The sequence below is a fragment of the Marinactinospora thermotolerans DSM 45154 genome, from assembly GCF_900167435.1.
In the GTDB taxonomy this organism is placed as follows: domain Bacteria; phylum Actinomycetota; class Actinomycetes; order Streptosporangiales; family Streptosporangiaceae; genus Marinactinospora; species Marinactinospora thermotolerans.
In genome coordinates, this window is the sequence record NZ_FUWS01000005.1 from 423,417 (window position 1) to 438,163 (window position 14,747).

13 protein-coding genes and 1 pseudogene are annotated in these 14,747 nt (G+C 72.1%); 6 read left to right on the forward strand and 8 right to left on the reverse strand.

Annotated elements, in window-relative coordinates; translation table 11 throughout:
* Positions 1-75 precede the first annotated feature (75 nt).
* Genes galT through galK form a run of 3 tightly spaced genes read left to right on the forward strand, consistent with a single transcriptional unit; the run spans position 76 to position 3,486 of the window.
* Positions 76-1,185 carry a galactose-1-phosphate uridylyltransferase gene (galT, locus tag B5D66_RS11590; RefSeq protein WP_200813616.1) on the forward strand — a complete coding sequence of 370 codons (1,110 nt, stop codon included), beginning with the start codon at positions 76-78 and terminating at the stop codon, positions 1,183-1,185.
* A 34-nt stretch (positions 1,186-1,219) separates the two neighbouring features.
* Positions 1,220-2,203, forward strand: coding sequence for a UDP-glucose 4-epimerase GalE (gene galE / locus B5D66_RS11595; RefSeq protein WP_078761691.1), 984 nt, complete (start codon positions 1,220-1,222; stop codon positions 2,201-2,203).
* Positions 2,200-3,486 carry a galactokinase gene (gene galK / locus B5D66_RS11600; protein ID WP_235000937.1) on the forward strand — a complete coding sequence of 429 codons (1,287 nt, stop codon included), beginning with the start codon at positions 2,200-2,202 and terminating at the stop codon, positions 3,484-3,486. Before galE ends, galK begins: the two co-directional genes overlap by 4 nt.
* 19 nt (positions 3,487-3,505) lie before the next feature.
* Here the strand turns inward: galK and B5D66_RS11605 are convergent, their stop codons facing one another.
* On the reverse strand, positions 3,506-3,715 hold the full coding sequence (locus B5D66_RS11605; RefSeq protein WP_078761693.1) for a hypothetical protein: 210 nt from the start codon (positions 3,713-3,715) through the stop codon (positions 3,506-3,508).
* A gap of 129 nt (positions 3,716-3,844) precedes the next feature.
* Between B5D66_RS11605 and B5D66_RS11610 the strand changes: the two genes are divergently transcribed.
* A complete protein-coding gene (locus B5D66_RS11610) occupies positions 3,845-5,095 on the forward strand; it encodes an LCP family protein (RefSeq protein WP_078761694.1) in 1,251 nt (416 codons plus the stop codon).
* 329 nt (positions 5,096-5,424) lie between these two features.
* Here B5D66_RS11610 and B5D66_RS11615 read toward each other — a convergent pair whose 3' ends face one another.
* Together B5D66_RS11615 and B5D66_RS11620 are read right to left on the reverse strand one after the other, a co-directional pair.
* Positions 5,425-6,642, reverse strand: a complete 1,218-nt coding sequence (locus B5D66_RS11615; protein WP_078761695.1) for an NADP-dependent isocitrate dehydrogenase — start codon at positions 6,640-6,642, stop codon at positions 5,425-5,427.
* Between the two features lie 209 nt (positions 6,643-6,851).
* Complete coding sequence (locus tag B5D66_RS11620) at positions 6,852-7,133, reverse strand: DUF3017 domain-containing protein (protein ID WP_235000938.1); 282 nt, start codon at positions 7,131-7,133, stop codon at positions 6,852-6,854.
* A 555-nt stretch (positions 7,134-7,688) separates the two neighbouring features.
* Between B5D66_RS11620 and B5D66_RS11625 the strand changes: the two genes are divergently transcribed.
* Positions 7,689-8,294: an FHA domain-containing protein gene (locus tag B5D66_RS11625; RefSeq protein WP_078761697.1), complete on the forward strand. Its 606-nt coding sequence runs from the start codon at positions 7,689-7,691 to the stop codon at positions 8,292-8,294.
* A gap of 90 nt (positions 8,295-8,384) precedes the next feature.
* On the opposite strand, the gene B5D66_RS11630 is transcribed toward B5D66_RS11625, so the two are convergent.
* The 3 genes from B5D66_RS11630 to purN form a co-directional block, all read right to left on the reverse strand.
* The gene (locus B5D66_RS11630) at positions 8,385-9,236 is read right to left on the reverse strand and encodes a bifunctional methylenetetrahydrofolate dehydrogenase/methenyltetrahydrofolate cyclohydrolase (protein ID WP_078761733.1); all 852 of its coding nucleotides are present in this window, start codon (positions 9,234-9,236) and stop codon (positions 8,385-8,387) included.
* Between the two features lie 153 nt (positions 9,237-9,389).
* The gene (purH, locus tag B5D66_RS11635) at positions 9,390-10,958 is read right to left on the reverse strand and encodes a bifunctional phosphoribosylaminoimidazolecarboxamide formyltransferase/IMP cyclohydrolase (protein WP_078761698.1); all 1,569 of its coding nucleotides are present in this window, start codon (positions 10,956-10,958) and stop codon (positions 9,390-9,392) included.
* Positions 10,955-11,611 carry a phosphoribosylglycinamide formyltransferase gene (gene purN, locus B5D66_RS11640; protein WP_268805296.1) on the reverse strand — a complete coding sequence of 219 codons (657 nt, stop codon included), beginning with the start codon at positions 11,609-11,611 and terminating at the stop codon, positions 10,955-10,957. The genes purH and purN overlap by 4 nt, the downstream gene beginning before the upstream one ends.
* Before the next feature lie 296 nt (positions 11,612-11,907).
* Between purN and B5D66_RS11645 the strand changes: the two genes are divergently transcribed.
* On the forward strand, positions 11,908-12,324 hold the full coding sequence (locus B5D66_RS11645; RefSeq protein ID WP_078761700.1) for a hypothetical protein: 417 nt from the start codon (positions 11,908-11,910) through the stop codon (positions 12,322-12,324).
* 9 nt (positions 12,325-12,333) lie between these two features.
* Here B5D66_RS11645 and B5D66_RS11650 read toward each other — a convergent pair whose 3' ends face one another.
* Complete coding sequence (locus B5D66_RS11650; protein ID WP_394330049.1) at positions 12,334-13,851, reverse strand: cell division protein PerM; 1,518 nt, start codon at positions 13,849-13,851, stop codon at positions 12,334-12,336.
* A 361-nt stretch (positions 13,852-14,212) separates the two neighbouring features.
* A pseudogene (locus B5D66_RS11655) lies at positions 14,213-14,747 on the reverse strand (succinate--CoA ligase subunit alpha); the annotation flags it as partial.

The window sequence follows — 14,747 nt, forward strand, 5'->3', positions numbered from 1 at the left end:
CCCTCACCCCTACCGATCGGAATTGATCGCAATGGATCGGTACCGAACGGTGTCGTTGTGGTTTAGATTGAAACCGTGCTCTCCTCCCAGGTCTGGCGTTCCACCGGCCGCCTCTCCGACGGGCGGGCCATCATCTACTACGACGAGTCCCCCGGCACCGGACGCGCCGACATCCCCGACCCCCGCCCCCTCCCCCCGTCCGCCCCGACGTGCGAGCTGCGGCGCGACCCGCTCCTCGACGAGTGGACGTCCCTGGCCGCGCACCGCCAGGACCGCACCTTCCTCCCTCCGGCCGACGCCTGCCCCCTCGACCCGGGGGGAGCCGGCCGGGCCTCGGAGATCCCCGCCCCCGACTACGACGTCGTCGTCTTCGAGAACCGTTTCCCGTCCCTGGCCCCTTCCCCCCTCCCCACCCCGGAGCAGGCCGACCCCGCGCTCGAAGCGCGCCCGGGTGCCGGACGCTGCGAGGTCGTCTGCTTCACCTCCGAGCACGAGGGCTCCTTCTCCCGCCTCGCGCCCCGGCGCGTCCGGACCGTGATCGAGGCGTGGGCCGACCGGACGGCGGCGCTCAACGCCCTGCCCGAGGTCGCGCACGTCTACCCGTTCGAGAACCGCGGCGAGGAGATCGGGGTCTCCCTCCACCACCCCCACGGCCAGATCTACGCCTATCCCTTCGTACCTCCGCGCATCGCCCGCATGCAGGCCACGGCCCGCCGGCATCGCGAACGGGCGGGGACGAACCTGTTCGACGATGTCGTGGCGGCCGAACGCGCCGCGGGACGGCGGGTGGTGGCCGAGGACGCCGAGTGGATCGCCCTCGTCCCCGCCGCGGCCCGCTGGCCCTACGAGATCCGCCTCTTCCCGCTGCGCAGGGTCCCCGACCTGCCCTCCCTCGACGACTCCCAGCGTGACGGGCTCGCCCGCCTCCTGCCCCGCCTCCTGGGCGCCTTCGACGCGCTGTTCGACACGCCCACCCCCTACATCGCGGCGTGGCACCAGTCCCCCGTGGACGCCTCGGGCGCCCATGACCCGGAGTTCGGTCTCCACCTCCAAGTGTTCACGGTCAGACGGGCCGCGCACCGGTTGAAGTACCTCGCCGGAGCCGAGTCCGGCATGGGCACCTGGATCAACGACGTCACACCGGAGACCGCCGCCGACCGGCTGCGCGGCGCCCTGGTGGCGTGACACCGACGCTTCACGAAAGGAAACGGGGTAGGCAATGAGGGTCCTGGTCACCGGGGGCGCCGGTTACATCGGCAGTGTGGTGGCGTCCCGCCTGGTCGAATCGGGGCACGACGTCGTCGTGCTCGACAACCTGTCGACCGGACACCGCGACGCGGTACCCGAGGGGGCGGCCTTCGTCGAGGGGGACGTGCGCGAGCACGCCGCCGCGATCCTGTCCCACGGGATCGACGCGGTGCTGCACTTCGCGGCGCGCTCGATCGTGCCGGAGTCCGTCGCCCACCCCGAGCTGTACTGGGAGGGCAACGTCGGCGTCTCCCTCGCCCTGTTGGAGGCCATGCGCGCCACGGGGGTGCGCGCCATCGTCTTCTCCTCCACCGCCGCCGTCTACGGTGAACCCGAGTCCGTACCGATCCCCGAAGAGGCGCCCGTACGGCCCACCAACCCCTACGGCGCCACCAAGGCCGCCATCGACGCCGCGCTGAGCGAGCACGCCCGCATGCACGGCATCGGCGCGGTGAGCCTGCGCTACTTCAACGTCGCCGGCGCCCACGGCCGCTTCGGGGAGCGCCACGCGACCGAGACCCACCTGATCCCGATCGTGCTCCAGGTCGCCCTGGGGCTGCGCGAGTCCGTCTCGCTCTACGGCGAGGACTACGCCACCGAGGACGGCACCTGCGTGCGCGACTACATCCACGTGACCGACCTGGCCGACGCCCACCTGCTCGCCCTGGGGCGCTGCGTGCCGGGGACCCACCAGATCTACAACCTCGGCAACGGAACCGGATTCTCCGTGCGCCAGGTCGTCGAGGTGTGCAGGGAGGTGACCGGGCATCCGATCCCGGCCGTCACCGCCGCGCGGCGTCCCGGTGACCCCGCGGTCCTCGTCGCCTCCGGCTCCCGCGCCCGGGAGGTGCTGGGCTGGCGTCCCCGGTATCCACGGCTGGAGCAGATCGTGTCCGACGCCTGGGCCTTCCACACCACGGCCATGGCCGGAAACCTTCCGGAGGACAGACTGTGAGACCGATACGTCGTCTGCTGTCGATGCTGGGACGGCGCTCCGCCCCTCCGTCGGCGGCCGCGACCACACCACAGCGGTGGCGGGTGAGCCCGAGCGTGGACGCCGACGAGCTCGCCGCCGCCTTCACCGCCGCCTACGAGGGGCTGGCCCCCGACGGGGTGTGGCGCGCGCCGGGCCGGGTCAACCTCATGGGAGAGCACACCGACTACAACGAGGGTCTGGTGCTGCCCCTCGCGCTGCCCTGGGGGGTCAGCGCGGCGCTCGCCCGCACCGATGACGGCGTGGTCGAGGCGCGCAGCGTCCAGCGGCCCGGCGAGACCGTCCGCTTCCACCCCCACGAACTGGCCGTCACACCCGACGGCCGCGGGTCCGTCGGCGGCTGGGGCGCCTATGTCGCCGGCGTGTTCTGGGCCCTGCGCGAGGCCGGCCACCTGGCCGGCCCTTCAGCGGGCGCCCGGCTGCTGCTCGACTCCGACCTGCCGGTCGGCGCCGCGCTGTCGTCCTCCGCGGCGCTGGAGTGCGCCACGCTGCTCGCCGTGGTGGACGCCTTCGGACTGGCCGACCTGGCCGGCGACCCGGTCGCCATGGCCCGCCTGGCCCGGCGCGCCGAGAACGACTTCGTCGGCGCGCTGACAGGGATCATGGACCAGAGCGCGTCCCTGCGCTGCTCGGCCGGTCACGCGTTCTTCCTCGACTGCCGTAGCGAGGGCGGGCGCGAGATACCGCTCGCCCTGGAGGAACACGACCTGCGGCTGCTCGTCATCGACACGCGGGTCCAGCACGCCCTCGCCGCGAGCGGCAGCGGCTACGCGGCCCGCCGCGCCGAGTGCGAGCGCGCCGCGCGCCTGCTCGGCGTCGCGGCGCTGCGCGACGTCGAGGACCTGCCGGGCGCGCTGCGCTCCCTGAGGGATCCGGTACTGCGCGGACGGGTCCAGCACGTGGTCACCGAGATCCACCGGGTCAACGCGACCGTGGGGCTGCTCCGCAGCGGACACCTTCCCGAGGTCGGCCGGGTCCTGACCGCCTCGCACCTGTCCATGCGCGACCAGTTCGAGATCTCCTGTCCCGAACTGGACACGGCCGTCGAAGCGGCGTGCGCGGCGGGCGCGCGCGGTGCCCGCATGACCGGCGGCGGCTTCGGTGGCAGCGCGATCGCCCTGGTCCCCCGGGACCGGTTGGCGGACGTGCGCGCCCGCGTGGCCAAGGCGTTCGTCGAGAAGGGGTGGCGGGAGCCGGAGTTCCGGGTCGCCGTCGCCGCCCAGGGAGCCCACCGGGTGCGCTGAGCCCGTGCCCGTCGTCCGCTCACCCCGCGCGGCGGGACGGCCTGCGGCGGACCGCGCGGCGCGCCACCTGCGCCGGGCCCGCGCCGTCCGTCCCGGCCGTCCTGGTTCCCGTCGCCTCGGCCGTCGGCCGGGCGTCACGGCCGGGCGCGCGCCGATACGCCGTGTGCCTGATCCGCGCCCGTAGCAGGCGGGGCTTGATGGGGTGGGCGACGGTGATCGTCTCGTCCATGGCAGGACCCTAGGGCCCGGTGGTGACAGCCGGCTCTCCCCTGTCCGCTCCGGAACCGAAATACCATGTGGCGAGTCCTACCGGACGCAACGACCCCACGCTGCCAGGAACGGATGGGCGACGAGAGCTATGGGTGACAGGCCAGACCCCCGTCAGCGAGGCCGCCGGGGAGCCGACGACCACGACCGCACCGGGGTGTTCCGTCGTCCCGCGGGCGGCGGGATGCCCGAGGAGATCGAGAGACTGTACCGGCCGCGCGGCTCCGAACAGCGTTCCGGAGCCTCCGAGCCCACGCGGCGTCTACCACGGACCCCGGCGGAGGAGGCGCGCGAGCGTCACCGCGCGTCCGGGGGCGGGTCCCGACCTCCCGGCGGAGGGCGGGGTGGCCGCGTCTACGACGGCTCGGGACGGGCCCGCCGCGACCGCGAGGAGCGGCGCCGGCGCCGGCGCCGGACGTGGACCATCGTCCTCGTCCTGCTGGTGGTGCTGCCCGCGGCGTTCTACCTGTGGGCCGACTCGCGGCTCCAGCGGGTCGAGGCGCTGCCCGACTACGAGGGCCGCCCCGACGACCAGCCCGGCACGACCTACATGATCGTCGGCTCCGACAGCCGCGAGGGCCTCAGCGACGAGGACATGAACGACCTGCGCACCGGCCGCGCCGAGGGCAAGCGCACGGACACGATCATGGTGCTGTACGTGCCAGACAGCGGCCGCCCCTCGATCATCAGCGTCCCACGCGACTCCTATGTCCCCATCCCCGGCATCGGCGAGAACAAGATCAACGCGGCCTTCTCCGACGCCCTCGGGGGTGGCCCCGCCACGCTCGTGCAGTCCTTCGAACAGGCCAGCGGGGTGCGCGTGGACCACTACGTGGAGATCGGCTTCGCCGGGTTCGTCGACATCGTCGACGCGGTCGGCGGGGTCGAGATGTGTCCCGAGGAGCCGATGAGCGACCCCAAGGCAGGATTGGACATCCAGGCCGGCTGCCAGGAGATGGACGGTGCGACCGCGCTGGGGTACGTGCGCACGCGCGCCTCGGCACGCGCCGACCTCGACCGCATCCAGCGGCAGCGGGAGTTCTTCAGCGCGCTGGTCGCCAAGGCGACCTCCCCCGGGACCCTGCTCAACCCCTTCCGGGTGGTCCCGTTGGTCACCAGCGGCACCGCGACCTTCAACGTGGACGAGGGCGACCACCTGAGCGACCTCGCGGGAATGGCCCTGGCGATGCGCGAGGACCCCGCCACCACCGCGATCCCCATCGGTTCGACCCCGACCCTGGCGGTCGGTTCGGTGGTGCTGTGGGACGAGGCGCGCTCGGCGGAGATGTTCGCCGCCATGCAGGCGGGCGAGGAGATCCCCGAGTCCGCGATGCAGGAGTAGCCGGGCCCCGCCCGGCCCGCGTCGGACACGACCGCGGCGCCCGGGCCGGCACGTGGAAGGCCCGCCGTCCCGCGTAGCCGCGGGCGACGGGCCTTCGGCGGCGTGCCCGCACCGTGCACCTACCCCCCAGCGGACGCACGGCCGGCACGCCGGCTTGCGGGACGCTTTCTCGTCGTCATCTACGAGACTAGCCCGATCCGGGTCAACACCTCGGGTGACCTGGCCCAAAGCACGGCAATGCCGCGCCGGGCCCCGGCCGTCCCGAGCGTGGCGAAGGGCCGCCCCGTCCGCGATCCGGACGAGACGGCCCTGTCTCCTAGGGCGTGGGCCTAGGCCAGACGCTTCTGGAGGTTCTCGTCCAGCGCGGCGAGGAACTGCTCGGTGGTCAGCCACTCCTGGTCGCCGCCGACGAGCAGGGCGAGGTCCTTGGTCATCTGACCCCCCTCGACCGTCTTGATGACGACGTCTTCCAGCGTCGTGGCGAACTCGATCACCGCAGGGGTGTTGTCGAGCTTGCCCCGGTGCTCCAGACCGCGGGTCCAGGCGAAGATCGACGCGATCGGGTTCGTCGAGGTCGGCTTGCCCTGCTGGTGCTGACGGTAGTGGCGGGTGACCGTGCCGTGGGCGGCCTCGGCCTCGACCGTGCGGCCGTCAGCGGTGCGCAGGACCGACGTCATCAGGCCGAGCGAGCCGAAGCCCTGGGCGACCGTGTCGGACTGGACGTCACCGTCGTAGTTCTTGCAGGCCCAGACGTAGCCGCCCTCCCACTTCAGCGCGGCGGCGACCATGTCGTCGATCAGCCGGTGCTCGTAGGTGAGGCCGGCCGCCTCGAACTTGTCCTTGAACTCGTTCTCGAAGATCTCGGCGAACACGTCCTTGAACATGCCGTCGTAGGACTTGAGGATCGTGTTCTTGGTGGACATGTAGACCGGGTACTTGCGGTCGAGGCCGTAGTTGAAGCTGGCCCGCGCGAAGTCCTCGATGGACTTGCGGTAGTTGTACATGCCCATGGCGACGCCGCCGCCCTCGGGGAAGTTGGCGACCTCGAACTCGACCGGCTCGCCGCCGTCCTGCGGGGTGTAGGTCATCGTGACCGTGCCCGGGCCGGGGACCTTGAAGTCGGTCGCCTTGTACTGGTCACCGTGGGCGTGACGGCCGATGATGATCGGCTTGGTCCACCCCGGGACGAGCCGCGGGACGTTGGAGGCGATGATCGGCTCGCGGAAGACGACGCCGCCCAGGATGTTACGGATGGTCCCGTTGGGCGAACGCCACATCTTCTTGAGGCCGAACTCCTCGACCCGCGCCTCGTCGGGCGTGATGGTGGCGCACTTGACGCCGACGCCGTACTCCTTGATGGCGTTGGCCGCGTCGACGGTGATCTGGTCGTCGGTGCGGTCGCGCTCCTCGATGCCGAGGTCGTAGTACTTCAGGTCGACGTCGAGGTAGGGCAGGATGAGCCGGTCCTTGATGAAGGACCAGATGATCCGGGTCATCTCGTCGCCGTCGAGCTCTACTACAGGGTTCTCAACCTTGATCTTGGCCATGGCTGTGTGGCTGTCCCTTCGTTTCGGCCGGTCGTCATGTGGCTGGAGGCCGCGCGCGCGACCCGCCGGATTCCACCGGAGCACCGCGCACCGCCCGTCCCCTGGCGAGGGCGCCGAACAGGCCCACCGCAGGAGGGGCCAGGCCGTGCGTCGACTTCACCGGAACCGCCGGTGCGGTATCTCGATATCAAGCTTATTCGAGGGCGAACCTACAGCTTCGGGGCGACCCAGGCCAACGCGATCAGCAGCACCGCAAGCGAGACGAGGGTGACGACGTCGATCCATCGCCGCCGCACCGCGAGCATGCCGACCCGCTCCGCGGGGAGGAAGCCCCGGAAGACCGCTCCCAGCAACAGCGCGCCGGCGATGAGGGCGGGCCCCCTCTTGAAATAGGCCGCCGCGACGACCACGATGCCCGCGGCCATGGTCGCCAGGACCAGGAAGTAGGGGACCTGGGACAGCCAGCCGGGGACCTCCGCGGGCGTCGACACGTCCGACGCGGGGTCCTCCTCGGGGGCTTCTCGGGGTGCTACCGCTACCTCCACCGTTTTTTGGCTCACCGTAAACCTCACGCTAGCGCACGCCTTGATGGGCCGGTCACTGTGGCGATGAGCACTGTGGCGCGGACCGGCCATGACCGATTATGCCTGGACCGAAACCGGACCAGCCGCAAGATCAGGGAACGAACGCAACGGTACGATTACACATCGTTACTGGCCACAGCTTCGGTGTTGAGGCGAGCCTACGCTCGCTTCAACTACGGCACTACCGAAACGGCCACAATCGGGTTCCACTAAAGCCTGACCGTATCTCCGTGAAATGCCTCTTAGCTCCCGAGATGGCGGCCTTACCCGGGAGTAAGAGCGTAGAAATGCCGAGGTCCGGGTAACCAGTGATGAGATGAGTGCCACGGTGAGCGAGGACAGCCCCCTATGAACCCCACTCAGCCAGCGACCCCCACACGGACCACCCCGACCTCCATGCACCCTGTCGCGCCCCGTCGCAACCAATCTCATCGGTCGCGCCCCAGTTTGGGAGGAACAACCGTGGACGGGCCCTACATACGGGTCGAGGAGAGCGGTGACATCCAGCCCCTGGGCGCCGAGGTCACCACCATCGGACGCGGACAGGGCGTCGACATCCGGCTCAACGACCCGAGTGTGTCGCAGTTGCACGCTGAGCTGGTGCGTCGTGGCCCCTACGTCTATGTCGTCGACCTCGGCCTCTCCCGCAACGGAACCCGCGTCAACGGCCGCCCCATCGCCCGCCGGGTCCTCGAAGAGGGCGACGTCATGAGTTTCGGGGCCGCCCGATGCAAGATCGGCGGACTGCCCCGCGAGGAGCTCAACCCCGAAGTGGAGCTGCGCCGCGGCGCGGCCCCCGAGCTCACCCGCCGCGAACTCGACGTCCTCACCTCGCTGTGCCGCCCCGCCCTGTCGGACGAGGCGTTCGTCGCCCCGGCCACCGCGCGGGAGATCGCCGAGGACCTGGTCGTCACCGAGGCCGCCGTCAAACAACACCTACTCAGGCTCTACCAGAAATTCCGCGTTCCCGAAGGCCCCAACCGACGCACCCGGCTCGCCAACGAGGTCGTCGCCCTGGGCCTGGTGCGCCCCATGCCGGTGATGGAACGCCGGCGCAAGGCGAGCTGACGACTCCGGGGCCTCACCGCCAGGAGGCCCCGCGAACGCGTGGACCACGGCGCCGGCAGGACCCCGCCTACCGCCGCCCGTCCACATCGGTCAGCCGACCTGACGCTCCGCCGCCTCGACCACGTTGACCAGCAGCATCGCCCGGGTCATCGGTCCGACCCCGCCGGGGTTGGGCGCGACGTGCCCGGCCACCTCGCGCACGTCGAGGGCGACGTCACCGACCAGTCCGGCCTCGGTCCGGGTGATGCCCACGTCCAGCACCGCCGCTCCCGGCTTCACCATGTCGGCCGTGATCAGCCCCGGAACCCCGGCCCCGGCCACCACGATGTCGGCCCGGCGAGTGTGCTCGGCGAGGTCGCGGGTGCCGGTGTGGCACAGGGTCACCGTCGCGTTCTCGCTGCGCCGCGTCAACAGCAGCCCCAGCGGCCGGCCCACCGTGACGCCACGCCCCACGACCACCACCTCGGCGCCCTTGAGCGGCACGTCGTAGCGGTTGAGCAGCTCCACGATGCCGCGCGGCGTGCACGGCAGCGGCGCCTGCTGCATCAACACCAGGCGCCCCAGGTTCGACGGCTGGAGACCGTCGGCGTCCTTGGCCGGGTCGATGAGCTCCAGCACCCGGTTCTCGTCGAGCCCCTTGGGGAGCGGGAGCTGCACGATGTACCCGGTGCAGGCGGGATCGGCGTTCAGCTCCTCGACGGCCGCCTCGACCTCGGCCTGCGTCGCCGTGGCCGGCAGGTCGCGGCGGATGCTGTGGATGCCGACCTCGGCGCAGTCGCGGTGCTTGCCCGCGACATAGGAGTGGCTCCCCGGGTCATCGCCCACCAGCACCGTGCCCAGGCCGGGGACAACGCCCTTGGCCCGCAGCGCGCTGACACGTTCCTTCAACTCCGCCCGGATCGCCGCGGCGGTCGCCTTACCATCGAGAATCTGTGCGCTCACGGTCCCCATTGTTCCACCCGCCTGCGGTGCCGCGTCGGAGAGATCGCCGAACCGCCCCCGCCGTTCCCCGATCCCCTTCGTGGGATCCTCCGATCTCCCGGGCACGCGACGGGGCCGCGGGTCCTCGCCCCGCGGCCCCGCGCCCCTGTCCGATCAGTGGAAGAAGTGCCGCGTACCGGTGAAGTACAGCGTCACACCGGCCCGCTCGGCCGCCGCGATGACCTCCTCGTCACGCACGGAACCGCCCGGCTCGACCACCGCGCGCACCCCCGCCTCGGTCAGCACCTCCAGACCGTCGGCGAAGGGGAAGAACGCGTCGCTGGCCGCGACCGAGCCGCGCACGCGCTCCCCGGCCCGCGAGACCGCCAGCCGGGCCGAGTCCACCCGGTTGACCTGTCCCATCCCCACTCCCACGGTGGCCCGGCCCGCCGCCAGCAGGATCGCGTTGGACTTGACCGAGCGCACCGCGCGCCAGGCGAACGCCAGGTCGGCCAGTGTCGCCTCGTCGGCCGGGGCCCCGGCCCGCAGCTCCCAGGCGGCCGGGTCGTCGCCGGGCGCGTCGATCGCGTCGACGGCCTGCAACAGCACGCCACCGCTGATCGCCCGCAGTTCCGGCCGGGCAGCGCGGTCCGGCGCCGTCACCTTCAACAGCCGGATGTTCTTCTTACGGGTCAGCACCTCGACCGCCGACGGCTCGAAGTCCGGGGCGACGACCACCTCGGTGAAGATCTCGGCGACCTGGTCGGCCATCTCCCGCGTCACCGGGCGGTTCGTCGCGATGACACCGCCGTAGGCCGAGACCGGGTCGCAGGCGTGCGCCTTGCGGTGCGCCTCGGCGATGTCGGCGCCCACCGCGATCCCGCACGGGTTGGCGTGCTTGATGATCGCCACACACGGGTCGGCGAAGTCGTAGGCGGCGCGCAGCGCGGCGTCGGCGTCGACGTAGTTGTTGTACGACATCTCCTTGCCGTGCAGCTGCTCGGCGCCGGCCAGGCCCTCGCCCGTGGACTCGCCGCTTCGGTACAGCGCCGCCTTCTGGTGCGGGTTCTCCCCGTAGCGCAGCGTCGCGGCACGCTCGTAGGCGACGGCCGTGAAGTCCGGCCATCCCGTCTCCCGCTCCACCTCGTCGGGAGCGTAGGACTCGGCGAACCAGGAGGCGACCGCCGCGTCGTAGGCGGCCGTGTGGGCGTAGGCCCGCGCCGCCAGCCGCTTGCGCTGGGCCGGCGTGAACCCGCCGGAGCGCACGGCCTGGAGCGCGTCACCGTACCCGGCGGGATCGACGACCACCGCCACGCTCGCGTGGTTCTTCGCCGCCGCGCGCACCATCGCCGGGCCGCCGATGTCGATCTTCTCGATGCACTCCTGCGGGGAGGCGCCCGAGGCCACCGTCTCGCGGAACGGGTAGAGGTTGACCACGACCAGATCGAAGGGCGCGATCCCGAGCTCCTCCAGTGTCGCCCGGTGCGCCTCCTTCGTCCGGTCGGCGAGCAGTCCCGCGTGAATGCCCGGGTGCAGGGTCTTGACCCGGCCCTCAAGGCACTCCGGGAACCCCGTCACGTTCTCGACCGGGACCACCTCGACCCCGGCGGCGGTCAGCCGCGCCGCCGTGGAGCCGGTGGAGACGATCTCCACCCCGGCCTCCGCGAGCCCACGGGCCAGCTCCTCCAGCCCGGTCTTGTCGTAAACGCTGATCAACGCACGCCGAACGGCCTGCTGGCTCACCGGTTCTCCTCTGTCGCGTAGCCGGGATCTTCGATACTTCCCCGCGGTTCGGCCGGCCGGCCGAACCGCACGTTGCGGTCCTGGAGGGTCCACCCCTCCCGGGCGAGGCGGCCCACGACGTCCACGAGCATTCCGCGCTCGACCGTCTTGATCCGCTCGTGCAGGGAGGCGACGTCGTCGTCGGGTTCCACCCGGACCGTGACCTGCTCGATGACGGGGCCGGTGTCCACGCCCTCGTCGACGAAGTGCGCCGTCGCGCCCGTCACCCGGACCCCGTAGGCGAGAGCGTCGCGGACGGCGTGCGCGCCGGGGAAGGCCGGCAGCAACGCGGGATGGATGTTGACCACCGCATAGCGGCCCACCACCTCGGGTCCGAGGATGCGCATGAACCCCGCGGAGACCACGAGGTCCGGCTCGTACTCGGCGATGCGATCGGCCAGCGCCGCGTTCCACTCGCCCCGATCGGCGTAGTCGGCGAACGCGGTGACGAACGTGGGGACTCCGGCTCGTCGCGCGTGGAGGAGGCCCGGAGCCTCACGATCGGCCCCGACCGCGACGATCGTCGCGCCGTAGCCCGGATCGGCGGCGGCGTCGAGCAGTGCGGCCATGTTGCTGCCCGTGCCGGAGATGAGGACGACTACTCGCGCCGACAGTGTGCTTCCTCCTCGTGGGAAAACGATGCGGGGACCGTCGGCCCCCGTTCCCGGGGGCGCGGTGCGAACGCGCGGCATCCGGGATGCGGGTACGCCATCGACAAAACGTGGCGGGGCGCTCCTGCGCCCCATCCGCTTGGACACCCTATCCCTACAGGTAGCGTCTACCCCAAGAGACCCACATCGGTGCGGGCGGCACCACGCAACGGAGACCGTCGGCGCCACCGCGCTCCGGGCTCGACCGGGCCGCCCGGGTCGATGCCATCAGCCCCTTCCTTCAGCAACAAGGAGCCCCAGTGACGAACGAGCCGTCCACGTCCCCGTCCGACGGGCAGCAGCCCACCGTGGAACGAGGCGGCCTGTGGGGTCTGTTCTTCGCCACCGCGGGTCTCCTGCTCCCGCCCTTCGGCGTGGTCCTGTCGGTCTTCGGCATCGTGCAGGGCCGTCGCGCCCGCAAGTCCGCCCGGGCCAACCGGGTCCCCGCCCCCGGAGCGGTGCTGAGCATGGTGCTGGGCTGGGCCGGCGTCCTGTTCTCCGCCGGCACCATGATCGGCTACCTGGTGTTCGGCGAGGAGATCGCCGCCTGGCAGGACTGCTCGGCGCGTTCGCACACCTCCGTGACGCAGGCCGAGTGCGACACCGCCCTGCGCGACGCGCTCGCCGAACGCGGCGTTCCCGCCGAGTACCTGCCGGCGCTGAGCGGCGCCCGGTAGCCGCCGCCGTCACCGGTCGGTGCCGGCGTCGCCCTCCTTGCCGGGACGGGACGCCGGCACCGCGGTGTCACGGTCGGCGGAGGGTCCGTCCGCCTCGTAGCTGATGCCGTAGAGCCCCTCGGCGTCCTCCCCGTCCTCGTCGTGGGAACCGCGTCGGCGCGCCTTCTGCGGCCACCGGAGCGGGAAGGGGATCCGCAGGGATCGGGGGCGCCGTGCCCACGTCCCCCGGGTCCTCTCGGGCTCCGTCGCGGGTTCGGCCGGCTCCGGCCGGACGCGGATGTGCCGCCAGTTGGCGAACCAGGCCGCGACCGCGGCGGCCACCCCCACTTCGAGCGCCACGACCAGTCCCACCTGCCAGGGCGACGGCCCGACCTCGGCGAGCCGCTGGGTCCCGAGCGGCCCGCCGGCCAGGAGCGCCAGCGCCGCGCACAGCGCGCCCGTGAGCAGTCCGCAGACGAACCCCCAGAGGGGGGCCGCCTCGCTGACCGCGGTGGGCGCGCTGCGCACCGTCAGCACTCCGCCGATGCCACCGGCCAGGAAGGGCGCGATGAGGGCGAACAGCGACAGGATCGGCGCCGGACCGCTGTCGGGCAGCACGGCGAGCACCGGCAGGTGCGGCAGGGGCCCCAGGACCACTCCGGTGGGCGCGACCGCGGTCCCGGTCCCCAGGGCGAACCCGGGGCCGGCCGCGTAGGACATTCCGAAGATCACCGCGTTGGGCAGGTAGAGCAGTTGCAGTAGGGCGAGGAGCACACCGCCGACCGGACCTGGCTCCAGCCCGCGCGTCATCTCGACGACCTCGCCGAAGGACGTCGCCAGCGCGACGAGGAACAGCAGCGCGCCGACCGCGAGGAGGACGGCGGTGGCGCTGAGGGTCCCGGCCAGCAGGGAGCGGGGCCGGGCCGGCATGATGCCCGACAGCTGGCGCCAGGCGATGCCCTTGTCCTTGAGCAGCCTGCGCAGCACCCCCAGCCCTCCGGCCAGGAACGCCAGCACGAACCCGTCGATGAGCGACTGGGTCATGTCGGGGCGCACGTCCTCGGTCCGGCCCACGAGCGCGAGCGTCCCCGCGATGGCCGCGTAGGGTCCGGCGAGCGCCAGCGCGGCCCGGAAGGCGTGGCGCAGCCTCGGCAGGTGACAACTGCGCGCCAGCCACTGGCCCGCCCGGTAGAGCAGCAGCCCGGGCAGCACGACCAGGCCGATCGGGAGAAACCCGAGGTGGCCCCCTGGGATCTCGACCCCCACGTGGTGGCCGACGAGCCACGCCTGGACCGCGACGCGGAACACGTCGCCGATGTCCTCCCCGAAGCTCGCGTGCGGCGCCGCCACCCAGCCCACCAGCATGAGCGTGGTGAGCGTGGCCAGGCCGATCCCGGCGGCCCAGGCCGCGCCCAGGCCGCCGGAGGCGTAGAGCTTGCGGGCGTCCTCGCTCACCGGTGTGGCCGCGGCCGGGGTGCCTGCGGGCGGGCGGCGTCCGGTGGCGTGGGGTCCGTCACGGTGCACAGGGGGTCCAGGGGGCGCGCTCACGCCTCCATGGTCGCAGCCGCCGGGTCGGACCGCCCGTTGCCGCCCCTGGCGTGTCGGAGGCTCCGGGATCCGCGGGGGAACGGCGGGAGATGGCCGCAGACGGCTCTGAGTGTCCGTCTCGCGCCTTGTCAGCCGTCAGGCGCCGGGGTTGCCGCTGGGCCGGCCGTGCCGGCCGCGAGGAGCGGATGAGGCCTCGGCCCGGCCCTACCGTGCCGGCGGCACGGCCGTGGGGAACGCGCGTCCGCGCCGCGCGGTGGATCTCCCCGGCCGAAGGCGCGGAGCGCGCGGTCTGCCCGACACACGACGGAGCCCGCCGCGAACGTGTCGCGGCGGGCTCCGTGGGATGCGGTCCCGGCTGTCGTCAGAACAGCTCGCGAGCGAGCTTGGCCGTCTCGCTGGGAGTCTTGCCGACCTTGACGCCGGCGGCCTCCAGGGCCTCCTTCTTCGCCGCGGCCGTGCCGGAGGACCCCGACACGATCGCCCCGGCATGCCCCATCGTCTTGCCCTCCGGCGCGGTGAACCCGGCCACGTAGCCCACCACCGGCTTGGTCACATTGGCCTTGATGAACTCCGCCGCACGCTCCTCGGCGTCCCCACCGATCTCACCGATCATCACGATCGCGTCAGTGTCGGGGTCGGCCTCGAACGCCGCCAGCGCATCGATGTGCGTGGTCCCGATGATCGGGTCCCCACCGATCCCCACACACGTGGAGAAACCAATGTCACGCAGCTCATACATCATCTGATAGGTCAACGTGCCCGACTTCGACACCAACCCGATCCGCCCCGGCTTGGTGATATCAGCCGGAATGATGCCCGCGTTGGACTGCCCCGGCGTGATCAACCCCGGACAGTTGGGACCGATGATCCGCGTGACATTGCCCTTGGCCACCGCA

What these genes read in the sequence shown, in the direction of transcription:
- galE (WP_078761691.1), top strand. Translation starts at nt 1,220, where the DNA reads ATGAGGGTCCTGGTCACCGGGGGCGCCGGTTACATCGGCAGTGTGGTG.
- B5D66_RS11610 (WP_078761694.1), top strand. Translation starts at nt 3,845, where the DNA reads ATGGGTGACAGGCCAGACCCCCGTCAGCGAGGCCGCCGGGGAGCCGAC.
- B5D66_RS11605 (WP_078761693.1), bottom strand. Translation starts at nt 3,715, where the DNA reads ATGGACGAGACGATCACCGTCGCCCACCCCATCAAGCCCCGCCTGCTA.
- B5D66_RS11615 (WP_078761695.1), bottom strand. Translation starts at nt 6,642, where the DNA reads ATGGCCAAGATCAAGGTTGAGAACCCTGTAGTAGAGCTCGACGGCGAC.